27 protein-coding genes and 2 pseudogenes are annotated in these 24929 nt (G+C 35.3%); 3 read left to right on the top strand and 26 right to left on the bottom strand.

Features of this window, described 5'->3' with window-relative positions:
• Positions 1-14: 14 nt before the first annotated feature.
• Positions 15-1802, top strand: a complete 1788-nt coding sequence (locus tag BCR25_RS14365; RefSeq protein WP_069664286.1) for a CD3337/EF1877 family mobilome membrane protein — start codon at positions 15-17, stop codon at positions 1800-1802.
• Positions 1789-2808 (top strand): lysozyme family protein, encoded by a 1020-nt coding sequence (locus tag BCR25_RS14360; protein ID WP_069664285.1) that lies wholly within the window; start codon positions 1789-1791, stop codon positions 2806-2808. Before BCR25_RS14365 ends, BCR25_RS14360 begins: the two co-directional genes overlap by 14 nt.
• Before the next feature lie 440 nt (positions 2809-3248).
• Here BCR25_RS14360 and BCR25_RS14355 read toward each other — a convergent pair whose 3' ends face one another.
• The 5 genes and pseudogenes from BCR25_RS14355 to BCR25_RS14340 form a co-directional block, all read right to left on the bottom strand.
• Positions 3249-3587: an arsenic metallochaperone ArsD family protein gene (locus BCR25_RS14355; RefSeq protein ID WP_069664284.1), complete on the bottom strand. Its 339-nt coding sequence runs from the start codon at positions 3585-3587 to the stop codon at positions 3249-3251.
• A 386-nt stretch (positions 3588-3973) separates the two neighbouring features.
• Positions 3974-4129, bottom strand: coding sequence for a hypothetical protein (locus BCR25_RS20595; RefSeq protein WP_211272514.1), 156 nt, complete (start codon positions 4127-4129; stop codon positions 3974-3976).
• A gap of 25 nt (positions 4130-4154) precedes the next feature.
• On the bottom strand, positions 4155-4364 hold the full coding sequence (locus BCR25_RS14345) for a hypothetical protein (RefSeq protein WP_069664283.1): 210 nt from the start codon (positions 4362-4364) through the stop codon (positions 4155-4157).
• A 306-nt stretch (positions 4365-4670) separates the two neighbouring features.
• A pseudogene (locus tag BCR25_RS20000) lies at positions 4671-4836 on the bottom strand (tyrosine-type recombinase/integrase); the annotation flags it as partial.
• Between the two features lie 149 nt (positions 4837-4985).
• Positions 4986-7568 (bottom strand): BspA family leucine-rich repeat surface protein, encoded by a 2583-nt coding sequence (locus BCR25_RS14340; RefSeq protein ID WP_083242702.1) that lies wholly within the window; start codon positions 7566-7568, stop codon positions 4986-4988.
• Between the two features lie 500 nt (positions 7569-8068).
• Here BCR25_RS14340 and BCR25_RS20455 point away from each other — a divergent pair, with 500 nt between their 5' ends.
• Positions 8069-8233, top strand: a complete 165-nt coding sequence (locus BCR25_RS20455; protein WP_169819026.1) for a hypothetical protein — start codon at positions 8069-8071, stop codon at positions 8231-8233.
• Between the two features lie 381 nt (positions 8234-8614).
• Here BCR25_RS20455 and BCR25_RS21005 read toward each other — a convergent pair whose 3' ends face one another.
• The 21 genes and pseudogenes from BCR25_RS21005 to BCR25_RS20750 form a co-directional block, all read right to left on the bottom strand.
• Positions 8615-8812 carry a hypothetical protein gene (locus tag BCR25_RS21005; protein ID WP_425429364.1) on the bottom strand — a complete coding sequence of 66 codons (198 nt, stop codon included), beginning with the start codon at positions 8810-8812 and terminating at the stop codon, positions 8615-8617.
• Between the two features lie 48 nt (positions 8813-8860).
• Positions 8861-9739 carry an aldo/keto reductase gene (locus tag BCR25_RS14335; RefSeq protein ID WP_069664281.1) on the bottom strand — a complete coding sequence of 293 codons (879 nt, stop codon included), beginning with the start codon at positions 9737-9739 and terminating at the stop codon, positions 8861-8863.
• A 128-nt stretch (positions 9740-9867) separates the two neighbouring features.
• Positions 9868-10434 carry a YdeI/OmpD-associated family protein gene (locus tag BCR25_RS14330; RefSeq protein WP_069664280.1) on the bottom strand — a complete coding sequence of 189 codons (567 nt, stop codon included), beginning with the start codon at positions 10432-10434 and terminating at the stop codon, positions 9868-9870.
• Positions 10435-10980: 546 nt separating this feature from the next.
• On the bottom strand, positions 10981-11619 hold the full coding sequence (locus BCR25_RS14325; RefSeq protein ID WP_069664279.1) for a hypothetical protein: 639 nt from the start codon (positions 11617-11619) through the stop codon (positions 10981-10983).
• Positions 11612-12241, bottom strand: coding sequence for an ABC transporter ATP-binding protein (locus BCR25_RS14320; protein ID WP_069664278.1), 630 nt, complete (start codon positions 12239-12241; stop codon positions 11612-11614). The genes BCR25_RS14325 and BCR25_RS14320 overlap by 8 nt, the downstream gene beginning before the upstream one ends.
• A 10-nt stretch (positions 12242-12251) precedes the next feature.
• Positions 12252-12917, bottom strand: a complete 666-nt coding sequence (locus BCR25_RS14315) for a DUF2705 family protein (RefSeq protein ID WP_069664277.1) — start codon at positions 12915-12917, stop codon at positions 12252-12254.
• Positions 12914-13621 carry a hypothetical protein gene (locus BCR25_RS14310; protein ID WP_069664276.1) on the bottom strand — a complete coding sequence of 236 codons (708 nt, stop codon included), beginning with the start codon at positions 13619-13621 and terminating at the stop codon, positions 12914-12916. The genes BCR25_RS14315 and BCR25_RS14310 overlap by 4 nt, the downstream gene beginning before the upstream one ends.
• Positions 13611-14375, bottom strand: coding sequence for a hypothetical protein (locus BCR25_RS14305; protein WP_069664275.1), 765 nt, complete (start codon positions 14373-14375; stop codon positions 13611-13613). Before BCR25_RS14305 ends, BCR25_RS14310 begins: the two co-directional genes overlap by 11 nt.
• A 57-nt stretch (positions 14376-14432) precedes the next feature.
• Positions 14433-14858, bottom strand: coding sequence for a DUF2712 domain-containing protein (locus tag BCR25_RS14300; RefSeq protein ID WP_069664274.1), 426 nt, complete (start codon positions 14856-14858; stop codon positions 14433-14435).
• A gap of 674 nt (positions 14859-15532) precedes the next feature.
• Positions 15533-15619, bottom strand: a pseudogene (locus BCR25_RS21000) (hypothetical protein); the annotation flags it as partial.
• 11 nt (positions 15620-15630) lie between these two features.
• Positions 15631-15768 carry a hypothetical protein gene (locus BCR25_RS20450; protein WP_169819025.1) on the bottom strand — a complete coding sequence of 46 codons (138 nt, stop codon included), beginning with the start codon at positions 15766-15768 and terminating at the stop codon, positions 15631-15633.
• A gap of 110 nt (positions 15769-15878) precedes the next feature.
• Positions 15879-17252, bottom strand: coding sequence for an L-seryl-tRNA(Sec) selenium transferase (selA, locus tag BCR25_RS20220; protein ID WP_069664273.1), 1374 nt, complete (start codon positions 17250-17252; stop codon positions 15879-15881).
• A gap of 15 nt (positions 17253-17267) precedes the next feature.
• A complete protein-coding gene (locus tag BCR25_RS20215; protein ID WP_069664272.1) occupies positions 17268-18404 on the bottom strand; it encodes an aminotransferase class V-fold PLP-dependent enzyme in 1137 nt (378 codons plus the stop codon).
• 15 nt (positions 18405-18419) lie between these two features.
• Positions 18420-20303 carry a selenocysteine-specific translation elongation factor gene (gene selB / locus BCR25_RS14285; protein WP_069664271.1) on the bottom strand — a complete coding sequence of 628 codons (1884 nt, stop codon included), beginning with the start codon at positions 20301-20303 and terminating at the stop codon, positions 18420-18422.
• Between the two features lie 10 nt (positions 20304-20313).
• On the bottom strand, positions 20314-20580 hold the full coding sequence (locus BCR25_RS14280; protein WP_069664270.1) for a putative Se/S carrier protein: 267 nt from the start codon (positions 20578-20580) through the stop codon (positions 20314-20316).
• A gap of 17 nt (positions 20581-20597) precedes the next feature.
• Entirely contained in the window at positions 20598-21194 is a 597-nt protein-coding gene (yedF, locus tag BCR25_RS14275; RefSeq protein ID WP_069664269.1) for a sulfurtransferase-like selenium metabolism protein YedF, read from the bottom strand.
• A gap of 12 nt (positions 21195-21206) precedes the next feature.
• On the bottom strand, positions 21207-22250 hold the full coding sequence (selD, locus tag BCR25_RS14270) for a selenide, water dikinase SelD (RefSeq protein ID WP_069664268.1): 1044 nt from the start codon (positions 22248-22250) through the stop codon (positions 21207-21209).
• Positions 22251-22314: 64 nt separating this feature from the next.
• Positions 22315-23202 (bottom strand): sulfite exporter TauE/SafE family protein, encoded by an 888-nt coding sequence (locus tag BCR25_RS14265; RefSeq protein WP_069664267.1) that lies wholly within the window; start codon positions 23200-23202, stop codon positions 22315-22317.
• A 15-nt stretch (positions 23203-23217) separates the two neighbouring features.
• Positions 23218-24234 (bottom strand): proline racemase family protein, encoded by a 1017-nt coding sequence (locus tag BCR25_RS14260; RefSeq protein WP_069664266.1) that lies wholly within the window; start codon positions 24232-24234, stop codon positions 23218-23220.
• Positions 24235-24250: 16 nt separating this feature from the next.
• Positions 24251-24721, bottom strand: a complete 471-nt coding sequence (locus BCR25_RS14255) for a glycine/sarcosine/betaine reductase component B subunit (protein WP_069664265.1) — start codon at positions 24719-24721, stop codon at positions 24251-24253.
• A 30-nt stretch (positions 24722-24751) separates the two neighbouring features.
• The gene (locus BCR25_RS20750; protein WP_245792221.1) at positions 24752-24916 is read right to left on the bottom strand and encodes a hypothetical protein; all 165 of its coding nucleotides are present in this window, start codon (positions 24914-24916) and stop codon (positions 24752-24754) included.
• Positions 24917-24929: the final 13 nt, after the last annotated feature.

The raw sequence follows: 24929 nt of genomic DNA, 5'->3' as shown, positions 1-24929 counted from the left end.
GGAGGTTTCTTCCTATGTTAAAAGATATCTTCAATATCGATAGCTATCAATCTTTTTTTGAAAAAGGTGGATGGTGGGATATGAATGAAAACTTACAAGGTGTTCTAAATGCGTTGATTAATCTCCTTTTCGGGCTAATTAAATACCTTGTTCTTGCATTGGATTATGTTGTTGACCAATTATTCAATCTCAATTTATTATCACCTGTATTGCCTAGCCTCTTTACAACAGCCTCTTCCATTTATAGTCGTCTTTTTGAGATCTTAGGTATTTTAATTTTCACAGCTGTAATCGTATTAATGGTTCATGATTTTATGAGTAAAGGGTTTGCAAAAGCACTTACCAGATTATGTGTCTTCCTATTAATTTATTTTGGTAGCCTAGTCTTTTTTCAAGATGGTGCTGGAAAAATTCAAGAAGTAAATTCACTCTCTCAAAACGTCCAAGGACAACTTATTGACCTTACAAATAATAGTACCTCTAATGCCAAAAGCAGCACTGCTAAAACCTTAATTGGAACCACTAGCCATTTAAATGGAACAGAAAATATTCAGAATGTCATTTTCGATGAATTTATTTTGAAACCTTATGCGCTCCTTAACTTTGGGAAAACTAATCTTACCAAAGAACAGTTTGAGCGTTATCTTGTAAAAAAAGATACTGCTTATAATGATGCTGCAGTTAAGATAATTCAGGATAAAATCAAGAAAGAATCCAGGGACAACTCTTACCTCACGTCCAATCGTATGACGGAAAAAATTGTGGTGCTTATTAATACATTAATTATGTTAGTGGTCATTGGGATAGTTATATTACTCATAGGTATCGCTAATGTCTTAATTCAGCTCTTACTATACGGGCTGATTTTTTTATTTCCGTCACTACTCTTTTTATCCTTGCTGCCTAACTATCATCACCTATTAAAAAATGGCTTCCTCTTACTAGGCACATTATTTGCTGGAAAAGTGGGACTGGGATTTGCCTTTGGGTTATTATTCTCCATTCTTAATTTATTAGATTCATTCTTTGTGGTAACGAATATTATTACTATGCTCGTTGGACTAGCAGTAAAAGTTGTTCTCGGTCTATTTGTTTGGAAAAATAAAGGTCGAATTATCCGCGCACTAACTCAAGGTAAAGTCTCTTTGCAAGGAATGGAGCTAAATCCAAAAACAGCTTGGCAGAAACGACAGCAACAAAAAGCCGAATGGAAACATCAACAAAATCAACATGATGAACAAGGATATAGAACAGGTCATGCCGAAAATGATTATCTTCGTTCAGGAATAGAATTAGAAAGAGCTTATCGTACGAATGAAATTGAAGATAACCTTCTATTGCAGGCAAATCAGCCAAAAACATCTACCTCTTCCAATCAAGAAGAAAATGAGTCCCTCTTACGAGAAGAACCTACTACGTCTGATTTTCCTTCTTCGAAAAATGAAGAAGAGCATCTATCAAAGACTATCACGGACTCTGCTACTTCTATGGAAACCGATAAAGAGATTCAACCGAATGAAACTATTCCTCCAACAATCTCAACCGAAGATATAGACGATTATTTAGAAATAGAATCAGAAGCAACACATATTGATCCAACCAATCATTATTATGCTACGTCTTCTGATGAAAGGGATGATAACTCCATTACTACTGTACAAAATGACCCTAATCAATCTTTTCAAGAGCTTCCAACAGCTATCAAAAGCGAACTTACAGCGGAGGAAGCAACACAATTAATGGATGAACTTTCTTCACTAAGACACGAAAGCTATGAAGGAGGTTCCAATGAAACTAACTAAAATTAGTATTGGAGGTGCACTACTTTTCTGCTTTCTTTTGTTGTTTTTAATTATCGGAGGGTCTAGCGATAGTATACCTGCATCAGGTTCAGATATATCCGCCTCATTACCAGCAGCTGTCTTACGCTGGAAAGACGCTGTTCAAAAAGAAGCCCAAAAGAATGAGATATCAGAAGCAGTTCCGTATTTATTAGGAATAATTATGGTGGAATCTGGTGGCAATGCCGAGAAAACACCTGATATTTTTCAATGTAGTGAATCTCAAGGATGGGCACCTAATACCATTACTGATACTCAACAATCCATCGAAATCGGGGTAAAGTATTTCGCAGACATGTGGAAAAAATATCCTGATTATGATCTTCTCACTATTTGTCAGGCATATAATTATGGCAGCGGCTACTTATCCTTTTGTGAAAGAACATATTCACTAGAACTCGCAATAGCTTTTTCTAAAAAGCAATCCAACGGAAAAACAATATCCTATCAAAATCCTGTCGCACTTGCACTAAATTATGACTACAGATATGCATATGGGAATATGTTTTATAGCCAACTCATTAAACAATATATATCCATTCCCTCTTCTGGAAAAAACAATTCCGCTCTTGTAACAGCTGCCTTAAAAGAATTATCAGAAGGTCCTCATGAAGGTGGGAACAAGTATTGGCTGTGGTATGGCTTTACTGGACGTGTAGAATGGTGTGCGATATTTGTCTCTTACTGCACCAGTCAAGCTAAACTACCGATGGAAAAATTCGCTTATTGTCCAACAGGTATCAATCAATTTAAAGCAAATAATCAATGGGTAACTAAAGATAATCCTCAATCAGGTATGATTATTTTCTTTGATTGGGATGGTGATACGGTTAGTGATCATGTTGGGATTGTAGAAAAAGTGGAAAATAATTCTGTGCATACTATTGAAGGTAATTCAGAAAATCGTATAGCTAAACGTATCTATGAAAAAAAAAGTGATTATATCTTGGGCTATGGTTCTTTATAATTTGGACATAACCTATATCCATTGCCACTTCTGTCCAAAATAAAAAATACCTTCATTCATCTAGACAAAATGAATGAAGGTATTTTTCAATAGTATGAGAAATGTGTATCCAGTAAACATAAAAAGAAATAGCACCCATAGTATCAAGACTATTAGTCTTAGTAAGTTAGCGACGTTCACTTTTCACTGAAATATTTATTCTACTTCTCCTTAACAAACTTAGAATAAAAGCTTATCTCTTTGTCCAACCAAAATATTCCTGCTAATAGTATTCCCAAAAATAAAGCTTCTATTATTAATACAATTGCCCTATTGATTGCTCACACAGGTATCATATCACGGCTGATAGTGGAGGCTCTCTATCTACGTTTCATTTCATCTATTACAAAGGTTTCTTCCCAACGATCGAATGAAAACTTTACCTGGTAAAAAATTTTCTTTTATTCTTCGTAGTCAGCTACTTGCAAACTTATCCCTATATCCAAAATATCCTCTATTTCTTTGACAGATAATAGTTGTCCTGATTTCACTAATTTCCCATTCATTATAACCAGGGGAAAATGAATGGTCCCTTCTTTTGCAAGAATACCTTGTACTAAGTCATTCTCTATAAAAGGTTTTGTATCTTCATCATAGAAGTATACGTTGATATCCACTTTTTTTTCTTTCAAGAAGGCATAATTATCTTTGAACTGTTGCGTCGAAATGCTTTTAAACACCTCAAGATCTATTTCATCTTCTTTACGCTCACTTAAACAATAACACTTCAATTCTATCATTTACCTAAAGTTACACCTCCAGCTTTTGCAGAAGCTGTTCCAGTACCCATCCTTGTCCAAAGTTGAGTAATCGTGCTACAAGCGAAATATTTTTTCTTTCCTGTATAACTAAAATAAATCCCTCCGCCATAGCTCTTAGGCGCACCATATGGAACAACTGTGGAACGTTTTTTGCTTGTTCCATAGGTTAGTTATGTATTTAATTCCAAAAAACCAGCTTTTGAAGCCGTAATAACATAAATTGTATAGCCTGTTGTTGCATTTACTTTTTTTGTTCCAGCAGTATAATTAATAACATTTAACGCCCTAACTCCTGCTTTTAATGGCATTTCAATAATTGTTGTTTGTTGATATTCTTATTTCTCAGAAAATCCTTGACTAGATAACTAAGCTCTTTCTTCATCAGACAGTGAATTAAACTCCACTTTTTCACTAGTATCATCTGCTTTTACTATAGTTTCTTCCGCATTTACTCCGTACGGAATACTAATACTTACGCTAATCAACATAAAACCTAAAAATAATTTTGATAGTAATTTCATTATGTTACTCTCCCTTTTTATGTATTTACTCCTTATCTACATATGTAGACTGATAGTAATCATTTTCTTCTGAGAATCCTAGAGACTTAATAATAGCTTGTGTTTCTTTATCACAATCTTGAAATTTAGTAGGCTCACTGTTTTTAGTAACTATACTAGCCTCACTAGAACTACCCATTAATGTAACAGAAAGCACCCCTAAGCCTACTGCCACTCCCCATTTTAACGCTTTCATATGTTCACCGCCTTTGCTAAAAAGTATAGCACAGAAAAAGAATGTATAACCAAAAATGTAATGAAATGTCCGATTCTTGTCATGAACGACCTATTTTTGCCTAAAAAAGCATTTTTTGTCACCATAATCTGAGTGAAACATATTTATCAATGCTCAAAAATTCACATTATGTGTTTATATACACTATTCTATACATTTAAAAATAACACGTCACAAAAAAAGTTGTTTTCATAGTCCTATTCGCAACATTAAAACATTTTTTCAAAAAACAAGCCGTGTATAAAACGTATATTTATCCAAAACCCATTATAATCCCAGGCTACTAATCGCTTGATCTTTGTTTTCCTGCTCGATACCGATGTATCGAAGAGTAGTGGTTTAATAAGACTTGAATTAATTCTAATCCCACACCATTTTTACAGAGGTGATAGCCAAATGTTTTTCGCATCGAGTGTGTGCCTAAATGTTCTAATTCAGCTTTTCTTCACACCAACGCTTTAATAACTCCCGACATCTTTATCGTTCTAGCGTAGCACCGCCATGCTCAAAATAACCACGCCTCCTACTTAATTTTTTCTAAAGTAGGAGGCGTGGTTTCATTTATATATTCGTTTTTGCTTATTAAGAATGTGTTCTCTTTCTCTTCTTCCAGAAGAAAATCATGCCACTGAGTACCAACAGCAATCCAAATCCTTGGAGAAGCAGGGAACTGTTTTCTCCTAGCTTCGCTAATTTTCCTCCTTGCGACGACGTTGCTGGAGAAGCTATCGCGGTATTCCCTTGACTAGTCATCGTCGCATTTCCTGTATTTGAGCCAGAACCACTCGAAGGTGTTTTATTCCCACCAACCCCTGGAGTTGGTCGTGCTACAACCTTTGGTCCTTCTCCTGGTGTAGTTGGTGGTTTAACACTTGGAGTTATTGGATCTACTCCTGGCATAATCGGTATGACAACATTTGGCATGACTGGTTTTATTTCTGGCGTCACAAACCCTAACTTGTTGAATCGTGCATACAATGTTATGTTCCTTGATGGCATTGTATCGGTTGAAAAGTCCCATTTATTACCACCAGTTGGAGCATCATACCATCCCGTAAAAGCATATCCTGCTTTATTTGGCACCGTAGGTTCTGCAATTAATTCTTCAAATAGGACAGCTTCCTGTTCTTTTTTGCCGTCTACATCAAAGGTTACTGTGTATTCCTTTTTTTCGAATGCTGCGTAAAAATCAAATTCATTTTGACTATTTAAATCTAAATCTAACGTATTAAAATCAACTATCGTTCCTGCAGTATCTTCCCACCCTTTAAATTCATATCCCTGTTTGGTTGGTTCCGAAGGAAGTTTGTCTGTAGGTACTTTTACTGTCCCTGGATTCCATTTATCCCATAAACCTGTCGTAAGATCCCATTCTGGTGTGCTTAACGCCGAACCAGGAATCGATCTAACATTTGTTCCATCTACAAAAAAGTTAATCCATGATACAGGTATCGTTTCTAATACGGTAACGGTCGCTGTACTAGTACTTCCTCTGTAACTGTAATCTACTGAATACACTCCTGATTGTGTTGTATCTACAGAACCTGTTACAGTGATATCTTTAAAACCTACCGGATTTCCAGCATTATCTGTTGCACCCAAGAAATTTTTTTCTGGATTCCAAGTCTCTCCTACCATTAAAATACTATCTTGCACATTCACTTCTGGTAATATTGGTTGCCACACATACGTATCTTCCATGGTAGAACCATCATACGTAGACATTAACTCAGTTGCTGTTCCTACGAACGTGCCTTTCGGATTATTCACTGTTCCATTACCAACATTTTGCCATTTCCCAGAATAATCAGCGGTTGTAGGTGGATCAGGCAAATTTGCATCAGTACTCTTAAATTGGAACTGGCTCCCTAAAGTAATATTCTGTAGTTGGGTGAGCCCAGAAAACATATTCATCATAGTCATCACTTTGCTTGTATCGAAACTACTCAAATCTAGACTTGTTGCGGCACTTCTATAAAACATAAACGACATATCCGTTACTTGGCTTGTATCAAATTTACTCACATCTATACTTGTTACAGCACTTTCAGAAAACATAGACGACATATACGCTACTTGGCTTGTATCGAAACTACTCAAATCTAGACTTGTTGCGGCACTTCTACCAAACATGTTCGTCATAGTCACTACTTTACTTGTATTGAAACTACTCAAATCTAGACTTGTTGCCGTACTTTCACCAAACATAGACGACATATTTATTACTTGGCTTGTATCAAATTTACTCACATCTATACTTGTTGCGTCACTTCCATAAAACATAGACGACATATTTATTACTTGGCTTGTATCAAATTTACTCACATCTATACTTGTTGCGTCACTATTCACAAACATACTCGCCATAGTCGTCACTTTACTTGTATCAAAATTGCTTAAATCCAGACTTGTTACGACACTCCCAAAAAACATAGACGACATATCCGTCACTTTACTTGTATCGAAATTACTTAAATCTAGACTTGTTACAGCACTTTCCCTAAACATAGACGACATATCCGTCACTTTACTTGTATCGAAATTACTCAAATCTAGGCTTGTTGCAGCACTTCTATAAAACAGGCCGTACATACTCGTTACATTGCTTGTATCAAATTTACTCAAATCCAGACTTGTTGCAGCACTTCTATAAAACAGATAGTTACAGTTTCCAGATGCAAGCACCTTATCCTCTAAAACTATATTAGTTATCTTCTTCCCTGTAAGGGCGTCGATTGATGAGCCATTTGGATTGACCAAGGTCCCCCCTGAAATAGATAATGTCCCTGTAACATCGTCAAAGTTCCATGTCGCTGTGGAGCCATTAGGAAACGAACCTGATGTCACAGCTTTTGTTGAAGGATGTACTTCGTTCTGTTGATGAACTGAGTTTCCACTAGATTCCTGTTTTTCTGAGGAATTAACATCTGGCGTATCCTTTAAAACTTTACTTTTTTCTAGTGCAGCTTCACTCTCCATATTCTCTGAATTAGTTTTTTTCGTCTCTACTGTTGCAAATTCGTTTATTTTTGTTTCCTCTGTAACAACTTCTTCTGCAGTTGAAAATTCATCTGCCAGTACGATATTTTGTATAGGTAGAACTATCGTATTCAATAACAAGAATGCTATAACTAATTGTCTCAGCCTCTTTTTACGTCTCTTCATTTGAAATCACGTTTCCTCTCCATTCGTTTACATATACTTATTTTACCTAACGCCAACTATAACATCCTGACAATTTTTTCTAGTTAGTAACAAATACTTGTCTAATCATTTCAGTAAACTCATAGCTTTTTAAGCAGTTAACAACCAATATCATCTCTTATTGAGCCTTATTTTTAGTGCGTTTTATGCTGCTTTCAGTCCGTTAGGAGCTATTCTTTTTTTAACACTATTTAACTATTGCATCAGGTCAACTCCATCTCTCAATCCTAATTTATAATTTATCAAAATTTGAATTTACTATCCTTCCACCCTGGTAATTCCTAATTCAATAGCTTGGATAATAGTAGAAACAGTTAAATTCACATCTAATTTATCGTAGACAGATAAAAGATCATTATTTACAGTCCTTCTGCTGATATGAAGGCAATCAGCTCTCTCTTCTAACAAAAACAATTCCTCTCTTGTTGCAGCTGCCTTATAAGAATTATCAGAAAGTCCTCATGAAGGTGGAAACAAGAATTGGCAGTAGTGTGGTTTTAGTGGACATGCAGAATAGTGTGCGCTATTTGTCTCTTGCTGCACCAGCCGCGCCAAACTACCGATGGATAAGTTCGCTTATTGCCCAACAAGTATCAATCAATTTAAAACAAATAAACAATGGGTAACCAAAGATAATCCTCAATTCTAATTTTATTCCATTTATTTATCATACGTTGTTTCGACTGTAATATCCTGACCAACTTTTTATCAAATAGTAAAACTATTTGTTAGGTTAACTCAAACTTATTTTCAAACAATTAACAAGATACATTATAATGTATTAACCCTCTTTCCCTTTATGTTTAACGCTATTGTTAGTACATTACGAGCTGTGATTTTAATAAGGTAAACTTAACTGGCATTTCAACAATAAATAGCATACTATCTATTTCATAAAAACTATCCTACATAAAAAAAAGAGGTATATTTTAAACCAAAAACTAGTTTCAACTAAAACACCGTTTGGCTACGTAGAGATACCAAACATATTTTTAGCATAGTCAGTATCAACACCCGTTGTCCCACTGACTGATAGAAAAATTAACCTGCGCCTTCAAACCGGTCGAAATTTGCAGAAAATAAATTCCAGATATATAAGTTGATGCAGTAAAATCTGTCAAATTCTTTACCACACCATCTGAAGGCGTCCTCCCAAACTCAGCCAAAAGTGTTTTATTTTTTAGATATTTGAGTATAGTATCCATACGTGAAAAACCGCTGAGTTTTATTTCAAACTCAGCGGTTCTGTATTATTATTCTAATGCTTTTTCCCAATCACTCAGGACGTAGTTAGGCTGCTTCCTATCACCATAGAAAATTCCCATGAAATGATGCGGATCCGTGCCGACACGTTTATTCTCATTCAAATCATTGATAAGTTGGATATCGTCCTCTGAAATCTCAAAATCCCAAACATCCAAATTAGCTCTGATTCTATCTTGGTTGACAGATTTTGGAATAGTTACAATATCATTTTGAATTTCCCAACGAATCATGAGTTGGGCAGTTGCTTTACCATATTTTTTAGCTAATTTAAGGAGAGCTGGATGGCGAAGTAGACGACCACTACCAAGCGGACAGTAAGCTTCCGTTATGATACCCAAAGAATCGTTGTATTGCCGTTCTGCAACTTGAGTGAGCATCGGATGAACTTCAATTTGATTAATCATGGGTGTGATTTTAGCTGTTATCAATAATTGGTCAAGATGTTCAGGTAGGAAATTGCTAACACCAATGGCTCTAATCTTGCCAGATTCATAAAGCTCTTCCATGACACGCCAAGCATCATTGTACAAACCAGTTTTAGGCCAATGGATGAGAAACAAATCAATATAGTTTAATTGCAGTTTTTCAAGAGACGCATAGAAAGCTGCTTTTGTTGCCTCATAGCCAAGCTGACTCGCCCGAACTTTTGTCGTAATAAAGACTTCTTCTCGTGGTACACCGCTTGCAATCAGCCCCTTGCCAACAGCCTCTTCATTATTATAGCCCTGAGCTGTATCGATGGAACGATATCCAGCTTCCAAAGCCCATTTCGTGGCATTTTCAGCTTGATCAGGTGTCATCTGAAAGACACCCAAGCCAACACGTGGCATTTCGACACCATTTGCTAATGTAATGGTTCTCTTCATAATTCCCCTCCATTTTCTTGTGTGATGTTAAAGAAATAAAATTGAAAAACGATACAGTTTAATTATAAAAACACAACAACATTTGTTATTATTAATATTAACTCATCTAAATTACAAATATTTGTTGCTTATTCAAGTAAACGCTCTTCATCATGCCAGGCACCATACATTTTTTTTGATTTTGTATTCTCAATCAGCTTATTCAAACGTTTTTCAAATAATTCTGGTTGGTGTTTATAGGTTTGGATCGTATCGATACGGATTCGGCGATATAACTCTGGGAAATTCAGAAAGATTTCATATACTGCTGCATCTTCTTTTAGCCTTTCTGCAATGATTTCATCCATTTGAAATGAATCCTCTGTCATATCAGGCAGGACTTTTCTCCCTTGCTCAGTCATCAATCCTAATTTTCCAAGTCGACGGACACGTTCTTTGTTCAATTCTGTCCATGGACTTTTTTTCGCTCTTGGTGACAGTCGTTGAGCAGTCTGAGTTTCTGATATTTTCTTTTTGATACCATCGATCCAGCCGAAACACAATGCTTCTTCTACAGCATCTAGATATTGGATTTTATTTGGCTCTGGTTTGATACTGACGATGATCCAGCAGCATTTTTCTGTGGTGCTATTTACGTTTAGCCAGTCACGTAATTCTTGTCTGGTTGTTATAAGCAGTAGATTATCTATCTCCATTTTTTCTCCTTTTAGCTTTTCTTATTTTTACTATTATAGTCTCCTAAGCCGTTCATATTTGATTTACAAGAACAGTCATAACATAAACAAAGAATAACCATGTTATTCCATTGCTTAAAACAAATGTTCATTGAAAGGAACGTAGGAATAAACGTTTGTTAATATACATATTTATATTAACTCACCTAAATTACAAACATTAGTTGTTAGTTAAAAACATTGGTTATAACACATAAAAATACCTATTGTCTAATTGCTCGTAATGTAGCCGACAACGGCGTTGTCGATCTATTTATGGCTGGAAAGATTGCTGCTATTGCTCCATTATGTGTTTGATGTGGAATCTTCTTTAAAAATTGGCTAGCGCTTAGTTGCCTATTTTTATTGAATCCACTTACATTCCCACCTATATTTTTATAGTTGTATTAAGCAGATAAATGGTAAGTAAATAGTCAATTTTTATATTATCTATAATGATTGTCACTGCGTATGCGCCTTCTACTTTCCAACATCGTCCTTGTTTTTTCATTCGTACGGTATAAGGCTTTACTTAGCTTTATTTACATAGCCTAAATTAATAATGAAATCTGAATTAGATTGATTATCTGGTGTGATCTCTAGAAGCTCGCCTTTTCTTAATTCTATTGTTATTTTCTTGTTGGCTTTTTCATTAACACTATATGATTCTTTTACATTAGACGGATCAAATAAAATTTGTATGAAAAATCTACTGTCTCCTGAGTCACTATTCACTGACAGCTCATACTTACCTTCCGGTATTTCAGATTCAACTTGAAATACACCATATTTATTTTCTAATAAAATCCCTTGATTTGTAGTTTTTAGTGGCTTGAACTCTGAAGGAATCAACTTGATTCCCCCTTTTTCTTCAAGCCTGTTTTCTGTATTTTTATCAAAGAAATAATTATAAAACACCTGATTCACATTTAAAGTGCCGTAAATACTACTTATCCTTCCTTCCGTTACATGAACATCATAAAAACCTGTCTCAACTTCATTTGATTTTAAAATAAAAGGACTTTCAAAACTGTATGTTTTTCCACTTATATTTGAATTTCGATAATGAACATACGGATCAAAAAAATAAGACATATATACCCTATATCCTACGGCAATCAGTAACACAAAAAAGAAGCTGATCATCGCCATTCTTTTTTTAGTCATCTTTGATTCGCCCACTCTCCATTTGTAAAATTTCATCAGAAAGTTCAGATAAATCTTCTACCGAGTGACTAGCTATCACAATAGTTGCTCCTCTTTGTTTTTCATTTATTAATAGTTTTCGTATATCTAAAACACCTTCTGTATCAATAGCGTTAGTGGGTTCATCTAACAGGATAATATCGGGTTCTTCAAAAATAGCTTGCGCAATGGAAAGACGTTGTTTCATTCCTAAAGAATATTTTTTCACTGTTCGTTTATCATATGGGTCTAATCCCACTGATTCGAGAGTTTGAATAATTTTTTCCTCGGTCGCTACCTTTTTTATTTTTGACAACATCTGTAGATTTTTAATCCCTGTATATTCTGGGAGTAGATTATTATTTTCAATAAGAATTCCCACACTCCGAGGAAAATCTATATCTTCATGCAATTTTTCTCCTGAGATAATAATCTCTCCTGAACTAAGGTTTATCAATCCGCTAATTGCTCGTAGAAGCATCGTTTTTCCTGCTCCATTTTTCCCCTTTATACCATATATCTTACCTGGTTCAAATGTTATTGAAATATCTTTCAATACCCACTTTTTTTGCAACTCTTTCGATACATTGACTAATTCAATCATACAATCCTCCCTATAAAAAATCTAAATTTTTTGATTTAATAAAAATCAATACTAAACATACGCATAAAATAGCAGATTGAATACCTAAGCTATAGCTCCATTCTTCTGCTGTTATCCTTACACTCATTAATGAATTAAAAACTAAATATCTCCGTAGCTCTCCAGTCACATGTTCCGTAGCAGCTAATGACAAAATAAGCATCCCTATTATCATCAAGTAAGAGAATATATATGGTAATATCATGCTCAAATAAAAGTGGATGATTGCTAGTGTTAGTAACGTAAGGTACGACAATAGCACTCCCTCGATTTGATATTTCATTACTCCTAAAATACCAGTAAAATAAAGTGATATGGCATTAAAAATAATGAAGCTGCCTGTCACAAATAGGCAATGCTTCACTAGCAAAAGAAAGACATACCCACGCTTAGAAGAATATCGAACCAGCTTATTTTGGTGAAATCCTTTAGTATGAAAACTAAAATAGTTCCCTTGATAAGCAAACATTAACATTAGTGGAATACACCAGTACAGCAATAACTCACGGTTCTCTTCCGGATAAATCCCTAAACTGTAATAAAAGTCCGCTCCTCGAGCTGGATTTTTCATTGCTAGTTGAAAAATCCAATAAAAGTTAAGCACTATTCCAATAATAAGCAAAAGGATTTTTTTCATTTAAAATACTCCTCTTTTTCACACATCAATAATCTAGAAATACCTATGACACTAATCAAACCGACATATAATACAACTAGGGATTTCGGGGAAACACTTGTTAATATCTCATTCGTTGTATAGTGATACGGAATGAGATTGTTATACTCAAACACATAGATTATAAATCTCTTCTCATTAAAAAAAGAATACATATAAAAAATCCCGATTATAATTGATCCTGAAATCCAACTTTTATGTAAATAGCTGTCTAACCAATGAAATAATAACCCCACTATATAAAAGATTAAACTATATAAAAATAGCTGAATCATTCCTAACTGGATAAATTCCTCTAATTGATTAGAAAAATAATACATACAAGGAATTAATAAAAAGGGAATGCTTAAAATCAATGTAAATAAAATAGTGTTATACCCTAAGTCTACATAGTCTAACAACACTTTTATTTCTTTTGATTTTCTACGAATAACATATTGGGGATTTGCTTCCTTTTGAACAAGTAGAAAAACTATATATACAGGAATAAAAAAATATTGAAAGAGCAAATTATCATAGAAGGTATAGCTTGCATGTCCTAACATATCAGTAAATTCATTGTACGGATAATTTAAATCTTTTCCATGCTGCAGATAATACAGTACAATCAACAGCGCTAATATTAGTCCGCAAATCAGACTTTTCTTCACTAATTTATAATTCATCTGACTTTACCTTATACAAATACAAGCAACCACAAATACAGCTAACAATGGTAAAAAAAACTCCTACAATATAGACTTGAAATCCCATTGAATATTCTGTAAAAGGCTGAATAGCAAAAGTTATCGCATAGTCTCCGGTAGTACACAAAAACCATACAGCCATTGCTCCAAAAAAAGTAATGCTCTTTTTTATAAAAATAAAGCTCATTGATAGGAACAATACATTAAGCAGTCCATAAATAAAAGAGAAAACTACTATGTAAACGATATTAGTTACTACTTGATGATTAAGTTGTAAGGTTAAATCATCAATACCATACTCCATAAATTCTGCTGGATTGCTCCCAAAAGGAGTCAATTTATTTTGAGAAAATAAAATCATAGAACTTACTAAGTTACTTGTTAACAATAAAACCATTGTTACAGCTGAGCTAATAAATGTCATCAATAAATTGGATTGTAAATATTTTTTCTTTCCATATCTAGTTATCAATACTTTATCATTTCCGCATTTGCAATCATTACTGTACCAACTAGCAGGACCTAACAAAACATATACTGGAGCGATCCATAATACTAACATTTGTGCGTAATGACCTAATGAATTCCCTGTTAAAAACGTGCTTAGCATTGCCGAATAATTACTTTTCTGAACGATTAAAACGTATAAATCTATATTGATAAAAACAACTAATAGCAATACTGAAATTAAAAAAAGTTTGTCGCTTCTCAGCCGTGACACATAGTATGTCATCTGACTCCCCCCTTTCTTACTACGAAATAACAATAAATGACCATTTTTATCCATTATTTAATTAGTTTCTTCATCCCAATAGCCACTAACTCTATACGTTGCTCTATTATAATTATTATTTTCAGCAGTTAAATGTACATTCTTTTTAGAGGCATCACTATATGCATTTGTATAATATGCCCCTCCTCCTTGTTTTACGTTTTTGCTTGTTGACACATTAGTACCATTAGGAACTTCTAACCAATATCTAGTAATTGTTCCTCCACCTTCACCAGACTTCTGCATATTTACTTTCCATTGATTATTGGTCTTAGTTGTTTCTCTATATCTCGCACTAGACCTAGAATTAGCTTGATTCGCTTGAATTGTAAATCCAAATCCCCAATCATCATTTGAAGCGCTTGCAGGAATACTCGAAAAGACACCACTTACGGATAAGAGTAACCCTAAAATTAGTATTAGCTTTACTTTTTTTCTTTTCATATTATCCTCCTTCATCTAAAAAATATGCCATTTATTGTTATTAAGCTCATAATATCACAAAGAAATTAGACTAACAATGTAACCAATACATCGAGATACGCCATTTATTGTTCTGGCGGTACAATATTAAGATTAATTAGAAGGAGTAATTCGACAAATTTTTCAAAATCACTCGCTTTACATGTACTTTATTCACAATCTAATAATTTTCATGAAAGAGTAAAAAACACAAAATCATGATAGTTTCCCCCAAAAAATAAAAGTGCTCAAAAGTGATTTTAGAGGTTTTTACGCGCTTATCAACGATTCGGATACAGATTTACAAATATAGATTCCCTAGTCCACACCTACACGTTCCACTTTAAAGTAGCTCTTTTGAGCGTCCAACGATTATTAAAATGACTAGCTCCTAAATCAAGGCTGTCAATTTTTCTGTTCGATTCTGCAAGTTCAAGGCTTTTTAAGTAGTTAACATTTAATATTGTATCTTATTAATTCTTATTTAGATTGCATTTCATGCTGGTTTTAATGCGTTATGAACTATCCCTTAATCGGCATGCACCTAATTGATGTCTTATAGCAAAAAACGCCTTAGTTACTTAAAATAACCATACCTCCTACTTTAAAAAATTAAGTAGGAAGTATGGTTTCATTTATGAGTTCGTTTTCGCTTATTACAAATGTATTTTCCTTCTCTTCAACAAGAAGAAAGCTACACCACTGAGTACCATCAATACTCCAAATCCTTGAAGAAGCAGCGAATTATTTTCTCCTAGTGTAGTTGATGGTTACTTGGAGTTACTGGATCTACTCCTGGTATAATCGGTGTGACAACATTTGGCATGACTGGCTCTCCTTTAATCATTCGATTTCCTACCACTAATTTCCGCACAGATGTTCCAATGCCCACTTATCTTTCGCCATCCGTTTAACAGGTTAATAACTATAGGAGTATCCAATCCTATTTATAGCCTATAAAAGCATTTGCAATTTATAAATAACAACTGATTTTTAGCATTTTTATAATTCTCTAAACTGTTCTGTAATCAGAGCTAATTCTTCATCTTCAATTGTACGCAAATCTAGATAAATTGCATCGTTCTTAACCCTTACAATAATCGGAGTTGTCGCTACTCTTAACCGTTGCTCAAGTTCACTGGCTGATAGCACTTTACTTTTCACACAGATTTGAACACTCGGAAGTTCCACTTCTGGATATGCTCCACCGCCAACTTTTGCTGATTCTTCTGTTTTCGTAAATTCCATTGGTAATGATAATGTTGCTAGCTCTTGCAATAAACATTCTGCTTTTTGGTGGAGAGTTTCTTTTGAGCAAGTAAGCTTTTGTAAGGTCGGAATTCTTTCTAAAACAGTTCCTTCGTCTAAATAACACTTTAATGTACCTGTTAATGCCATTATTGTCATTTTATCGACTCGCAGCGCCCTAGTTAACGGATGGTTTTTCATTGCTTGAATTGCTTCTTTTTTACCTACAATGATACCCGCTTGTGGACCACCTAACAATTTATCGCCACTAAACGTTACAACATCACAATACTGTACTATTTCTTGAACAGTTGGTTCAGGTGGAAATCCATATTTCTCCATGTTAAGTAGCAAGCCACTACCTAAATCATTTACAAGTGGTAAATCATATTTTCGAGCAATCTTTGCTAGTGTTTTATAATCCACCGTTTCAGTAAAGCCAACAACTTTATAATTACTCGTATGCACCTTTAAAATTGCCCTAGTCTGTTCACTGATTCCTTTTTCATAATCAGCAGCATGGGTCTTATTGGTCGTTCCTACTTCTTTAAGCCTACCACCACTAAGTTCAATAATATCTGGAATTCGAAATGACCCTCCAATTTCCACTAACTCTCCTCGCGAAATCACAAACTCTTTGCCTTGTCCGATTGTCGAAAGCGCTAAAAGCACAGCTGCAGCATTATTATTAACAACTAACGCTGCTTCTGCGTTAGTAAGTTGACATAATAAATCTTCAACATGTTCATAGCGTGAGCCTCGTTGACCTGTTTCAAGATTATATTCTAATGTTGAGGCATGTTGAGCAATGTTAAAAACTTCATTAGCAATGTACCGACTTAGATTAGCACGGCCCAGATTGGTATGTAAAACAGTTCCTGTTGCGTTAATAACAGTTTTAAACGAGCAAGCACTCTGCTTCTGGATTTTTTCGCAAATTGTGGTAATTAGCGCTTCCTGCGAAATGGATTGACAAGTTCCAGCAAGAATGGCTTGACGTAATACACTAGTTTCTGTCTGAACAATTTTTTTTACTAATGCAGAAGAATGAATAGCTAGTAATTTATCAATCGGTTTTGTCTTTAAAATCTGATCTACAGCAGGGATATTAGCTAGTAATGATTGCACCGAATTTACCTCCTTTCACATAATTTTCACTAGTTTTTTTACAGCCTCAATAGCGTGCCTTACTTCTAATTCAGTATTCATACTTGAAAACGAAAAACGTACAACTCCAGTTGCTTTCGTGCCAAGCTCCTGGTGAATAAGCGGCGCACAGTGCATTCCGGAACGAACAATAATATTTTCCTGTTCTTCTAAATATGTTGCAATTGTTGCGGAGTCGATTCCTTTTAACGTGAATGATATGATATTATTCTGCTTTGCTAGTACTGGATTTGCGTAACAAGTTAACTGAGCTAAATCTTTAATCCCATTATAAAAAAGATTAGCCAATGTTCGTTGTTCCTTTTCAAGTGCCGCTTCACCTTGTTGGCATAAATAATCAATTCCCGCTGATAATCCCATAATTCCTGGGGTATTCAATGTTCCTGCTTCTAAATGTTCTGGATAATCGATTGGCATGTATTTAGCCATTGATAGTATTCCGCTTCCACCTGAAAACAACGGTTCCACAACTAATGTTTTTTTTAAACAAATCCCGCCAATTCCTTGGGGACCAAACAGAGACTTGTGTCCAGTAAAACAAATTGCATCTAATGCATATTTGGTACAATTAATCGGTAAGACGCCTGCTGATTGGGCAACATCAACGAGTAACAATAACTTATTTGTTCGACAAAAATGACTGATTTTTTCTAAATTAAGTGCCGATCCCGTAACATTAGACACATGTGAAACAATCACTGCTTTTGTATTTATTTGTTTTAACTTTTCTAGCATGGTTAGATCTACTTCATAGCTTGTAGTAAGCGGTAAAAATGAAATCGCTAATCCTAATTGATAGAGTGGTCGTAAAACGGAATTATGCTCTGTGACAGTCGTGATGACATGATCTTTTTCTGTTAGTAATCCCTTGATAATCGTATTAAGTGCCATTGTGGCATTTTGTTGAAAAATCACTTCGTAATCATCATCCGCCACAAATAATCTTTTTAATTTTTTTCGAGTTTCTTCAATTTTTTTGTAGCTGTTTAAAGAATAGCAATTTGCCCCACGGTTAGGATTCCCATATTCAGCTGAAGCAAGCATTGCATAAACTGCTTGGGCAACACTATCTGGTTTCTTATTGGTTGTAGCAGCATGGTCAAAATAATACATACAAAACCTCTTTTCTTAAACCAGTTTGCGTTTATTTTCAACACGTCTTGTGATATTCGCTTTATCTAATGCTTCCAAAATCAGCATCGACGATTTACGTGATGACCTTGTTAAATCTCTAAAATCAGCTAGTGTCATTGCCCCGTTTTTATGAATATATACTTGTACCTGCTCGATTGCTTGCTGGTACATGCTTTGCAAAAGAACATATTCATGCGTCAGATAAACTACTTCTTTATCTGCCATGCTCTCCAAGACCTCTGTTGCAGTTGGATTATTTGCAAGTAATTCTTCTACTTTGATTGGTGTGAAGCGACTTTTTTCGAGACTCATTAAGATGCGCGCTTTTTCTTTTTCTTGATAACTATTTAACTTTACGTTAAAAGTCATATTCGCATAAAGTTGGTTGCATTCTTTAAGTTTTTTTTCTTTTACAAATTTTGTTAATAAAAATTGTAATTCTTTTAAACTCATCTCTTGTTGCCAAAGTGTATATATTTCTTCTTTAGGCATTCCCACTCGCAAACGATATTTCTTATGATAAGCATTAAGTTGGTCTAAAATCTTATCTCTCACTATTTGATATTTTTCGTAATAAATCCAACCTTTTTGATAATGAAACATGCGTCCAGTATTTTCCCACTCCGCTAAAATTTTTTCAATATTTGCTTGTGACTCACTCGTATAGGTAATCATTTGTGAAACAGGGGTGAAAATTTCATTTTTATTTTTCAGAAAGTCTGCTAATACATCTTCTAAACTCCCTTTTTCTTTCACTTGTAAACTCTCTATAATTTCTGTATGGAAGCGTCGATGTTTGCTTGGATTAGCATCTAAAACAACACCTCCACCAATCGTTCTCATTGGGGAATAAGAACGTAAAATAAATTTATCACCTGCTTTGACCGCAACTTGTTCTTCTAATCGTAATTGCAAAAAGCCAGCATCTCCTGCTTCCAGTTTTTCTATTCCAATCGGTACAACACGTGCCATCACTTCTTTTGTTCCAATCAACACACGAACTCGTTCCCATAATTGCAAGCCTTTAGAAAAACTTGGTAAACACGTCAGCTTCACATCTAGCATCCATGTAACAGCAAGTTGTTTTGCTTCTGCTATAACTTCCCCTCTAGCTACTTCATGAGTAGACAAATTGGCAATATTCAAAGCTGTTCGCTGACCAGCAACCGCTTGTTTCACTGCCTTTTCATGTATTTGAATACCCCGAATCCGTGTTCTTCGCTCAGAGGGATAGATTATTAATTCATCACCTACACAACAAACACCTTCTATCAACGTTCCTGTTACAACTGTTCCAAAGCCTTTTACTGAAAATACACGATCAATATTCAAACGCGGACTTGCATTGACATTGCGTTTGTTTTCAATTGCACTACTGATTTTTGTAATCGTTTTTTTCAACACTTCTAAACCAATTTGCTCTACTGCGTCGGTTTCAATTATAGTTGCATGTTCCAAAATCGTCCCTTGGATATAAGAATGTATATCTTCCATGACAAGTTCTCGTAATTCCTCGTCAATTGTTCCAACTTTTGTCAAAACAATAATGAAATGCTGAATTCCAAGCAATGTTAAGATGTCAATATGTTCTTTTGTTTGCGGCATAATACCTTCACCCGCATCAATAATCAGCAATGCTATATCAATTCCCGGAAGACCTGCAACCATATTTTTAATAAATTTCTCATGGCCCGGAACATCTACAATCCCCACTTGTTCACCATTCGGTAAATCTAAGTAAGCAAACCCTAAATTGATCGACATGCCGCGATCTTTTTCTTCTTTAGTAGTATCTGTTTCAATCCCGGTCAGCGCCTTTATCAACGTTGTTTTACCATGATCAATATGACCTGCTGTCCCTACTACAATTGTTGACATTTGCTCCACCTCAATCTACTAGTACTTTTTCAAAGGTTGTATGCAAACCTGTTTGTTTTCCTTGGTACAGACCTTGTGTCGTTATTTGTTGTTGGTTTAGCAACTGCGATACTGTCTCAAGAGCTTGAATATGGAACTGCAATGACAAACCGCAATCCGCTATTATTTTTTCTGGTGTTGGAATTAATCTTGCTTGAATCTGCGCAGCTTGCAATAAACGCTCGCTTTCCATAGCAGCATGTGTGGAAGTAAAAACAAATAAGTAAAATTGTTTCATTGCTATCGCTCCTATTTTTAAGGTTTAATTACTTTGCTACTTAAGCGAAGTAACTCAACAATATGATACATATTCGTTATTTCACCAACTGCTATTTGATTTTGCAAGCCATAGAAATCAACACACGCACCGCACACATAAATCAATACTCCCGCTGTTTTTAATGCTTTTAAGTCCGTTAATAACATCGAATCAGCCGTCACAAAATGGGCTCCAGCATTATAAAAAATAATATGTTCTGGCAGCTCACTCTGTTCTGTTAAGGCGTAAACAAAACCTTTTAACAATGCTTGCCCTAGCGGTTTATTTCCTTGCCCCATGGTATCTGTATCAATTACCACGCTATAACTACTTATAGTTGGTTGCTTTAAATCTACTTTTTCAACCTCACTAGTAGCTATTTCCGAGTCAAATTGTCGAATAGTCACCAAATAAGTCGAATCAGCTTCTTCTACTAGTTTACAATGAAGATTTAACTTCGCTGCCATTTTTTGTAAATTTTGAACAGCAATTTTATTATCTACAACCGTTGTTACCTTCGTATGCGTTTGTAGTGCTTGTTTTGTTTTAATTACTGGAAGTGGACAGGCCATCGTTCGTGCATCAATTCTCATAGCAATTCCTCCTTATTTCACACGGATTTCCCAACTATCTTTCGTTGTTATTTTACCAAAATCTGCTGCAGGTATCTTAGCTTCTTGAAGCGCGGCAACCAATTGATCTGCTTCCGTTTCTGGAATACTAACTAACAATCCGCCTGAAGTCTGGGGATCAAAAAGTATTTCTTCTAGCCCGAAATCATTTTGCTCAAAATGAACAAAAGACTCCAAATAATTACGGTTTCGTTGTCCACCAGCAGTCAACAGAAACTCATTAGCAGCTTGTTTCGCAGCTGCTAAAATCGGAATTGTACTACTAAACAAACACGCTGAAAAAGCGCCATGCAGCAATTCGTGTAAATGCCCCAGCAAACCAAAACCAGTTATATCTGTACAACTTGATACTTGAAAGTCACCTATAATTTCGCTGGCATCTTTATTAAGGGTTTGCATATAACCTACTGCCTCATCAAATGATTTTTGATCCATCTCCCCTACATTATATGCTGTTATAATAATCCCAACACCTAAAGGTTTAGTTAATATCAAATGATCGCCTAACTGGCAATTGTTATTTCTTAGCAACTTGTTAGGATGAATTGTACCGGTAACTGAAAGACCATATTTAACCGAAGCATCATGAATAGAATGTCCACCTACTAAAATGCCGCCTGCTTCTTTTACTTTTTCAGCTCCACCACGGATAATTTCTTTCAAAATTGCTAAGTTTTTGTCTTCTGGGAAACAAACAATATTCATTGCTGATAACACTTTACCTCCCATTGCATATACATCACTTAGTGCATTCGCAGCTGCAATTTTACCAAATAAATAGGGATCACTTACCATCGTAGGAAAGAAATCTAGCGTTTGAATAAGCGCCTGCTCTTCAGAAAGTTTAATCACGGCTGCATCATCAGCTGTATCAAAACCGACAAGCAAAGAATCACTTTCCGTCTTAGGTATATCTTGCAAAATCTCATCTAAATGTCCTGGCCCAATTTTCGCATTACATCCACCACAGATAATTAATTCTTTTTTTGGCGCGACTGCTTTACGCTTATCTATCATTTATATTTCCGCTCCTTAGACTAGAGTCAAAACCGCCTGTTTAAATCCAAGGAAAAGCTTGGGTTTAAACCTCCATTACTTCTTCCTTACCTTTTAATGATTGAATCAACATGGAAATACCTGTATAAATAATTACCACTATAATAACCCACATTAATATCTCAAGGTTCATACTTTTGACAAGCGTTGCTGCGATCACAACACCTACAATCCCCCCAAGAGTAATTCCGATAGCAGCTTTCCTTGAATATTCACCCACTTTGATATATTCTACACTAGCAACCGGCATCAATCCTGCGCAAGATCCCATCATGATTGGGAAAGCAACAAGGGGATTTAATCCTAACAAAGCTACCATTGCCATACAAGGTGCATAAAGTCCCACACCTGCTGACATCAAAGCTCCAAAAATAAAATTCCCGACAATACCTATTACTAAGCGAATACCAGTCAATCCTAGTGCAGTATTGTCTTTGCCTAGAGCATCAAGTAATCCTTGCTGCTTCAATATCATGAGGACTGCGGTTATAATCAAAGCAATTCCCATTATCATTTGAACTTTTTTCTCTGGCAATTTCACTACAGTTCTAGAGCCTACAAAAGATCCGATAATCGCTGCAATTACTAGCGATATTAATGTAACTGGCGAAACTTCTACAACGCGAATGAAAATAAATGCTTCTAATATCACGGGAATCGAATGCGCAATATTTAATGTTCCTGGTAAAAGTGCATCCGATTTCAAATATTTGGTAAGCTTAAACGCTAATGTGGTCGGTGCAAAGCAACCGATCCCTAAGGTATCCAAAAAGTCCGTAATAAAACCGATAATCATTGAAATAACATAATTTCCTTTGCCCAAATTATTCCTATTTCGATAGATATCTTTAATAAAGTAACTTAAAAAATAGATTGTAAGAGCCCCTAAAACTACTAATAATATTGTCGCCATTTATATACTTCCTTTCTATTTCAGCACAAAGCCGTTCTTAAGTGGATCTTTATCATCAACCAGAATGCTATTAAATCCAGTAATATAAGCTGACCCTGTAATTTCAGGGATAACTGCTGGAATATCTGCTACTTTGCTTTCGCTTTTGACACGTCCTATAAACAGGGTCCCCAAAATACTCTCATAAACAAATGGTTCGTCTACTTTCAATTCATTTTTAGCAAATAACGTTGCGATTTTAGCACTTGTTCCAGTCCCACACGGAGAACGATCAATCTGTCCATTGCCAAAGACAACAACATTTTTATAGGTTGCCCTAGGATTAGTCGGCGCATCATAAAATTCAACTAAATCAACCGTTTGAATATGTGTTAGCGTAGGATGTTGAATGATAATTTGTTCATTAATTGCTTGACGAATCTTAACACCAAACGCAGCAAATTCCGCAACATTACTAGGTTCTACTTTTAAACCAACTACACTAGAAGACAAGATTGCAAAAAAGCTACCTCCAAAAGAAATATCAACTTTTATTGTTCCAAGGCCAGGAACATCCACTTCTTGATCACGCTTATAAAGAAATGACTCTACATTCTCAAAAGAAACTTCTTTAACATGAAACGGCTCATCTAAGTATGCAGTTGCCCGAACTAACCCTGCAGGTGTATCTAATGTGACAGACACTTTCCGATCCAATTCGTTGACTTCAACCATCCCTGTTTCTACAGCTGCAGTTACAGCTGCAATCGTATTGTGCCCACACATATTAAGATAACCACCAGTATCCATAAAAATAATACCTAAGTCTGCTTCTGCAGTCGTCGGTTCCAAAATAAACGCTCCAAACATATCATTATGTCCACGTGGCTCAAACATTAAAGTTTGCCTTAATGTATCCTTATGCTCCATTAAATATTGTTTTTTTTCAGCCATTGTTTTTCCAGGGATTTTGGGAATTCCCCCTGTAATAAGGCGTGCTGCTTCTCCTGCTGTATGCGTGTCAATTGCCGAAAACATTTTTGCCGCTTTCATTCTATTACACTCTCCTTCAACTTTTACTTTGGCGCATTTTTAGTTTAATAAAAGCTAATGCCTTCTTCGCGTCAATTTTATCAACTGCATTTTCGCCAACTACTTGTGTTTCTGTCCCTGATTCCGATTTATTTGTATCTAAAACCATCTTTGTATATTCGTTTTCAACAACAAAACCTGCTTGTGTACCAATAAACTTTAAACCAACGATTGAAATATCATTTTGAGCAATTTGGGCTAACGTATTGGCAAAATCAATATCTGAATTACCCCATCCATCAGTTGACACTATGACACCATCAGTTTGCATGCGTTGTAACCAAACCGCCGTTCTTTTACCAACCAAATATTTTAGATAATTATCTTGCGGTGTTCCAACTACTAAGATGCCTTGAAAATCAATATCAGTATCTTCACCTAATATAGCAACAATGGGATCTTGAAAGTGGTGTAACGTTGTTTCTTTTGTAGATGGTCCGATGCCCACATGATCACCTTCACTTGTTCATATTTTCACTTAAACCATCGCTCGAATAGCTCCATCACGATATTCATTGGGGGTAAGTAAAATCGGCATATTACCAATGTCAATAATAGACACTCCGTTTGCAAAACCACCTGGTTCTTTCGGAAAAAGCAAGTTATCATACATCGCGCCTTGCCCAGCAACTTGCTTTACCAAAATAACTTTTGGT

It is taken from the genome of Enterococcus termitis, from assembly GCF_001730305.1.
Taxonomy (GTDB): domain Bacteria; phylum Bacillota; class Bacilli; order Lactobacillales; family Enterococcaceae; genus Enterococcus_L; species Enterococcus_L termitis.
This window is presented reverse-complemented; position numbering and strand designations above follow the sequence as displayed.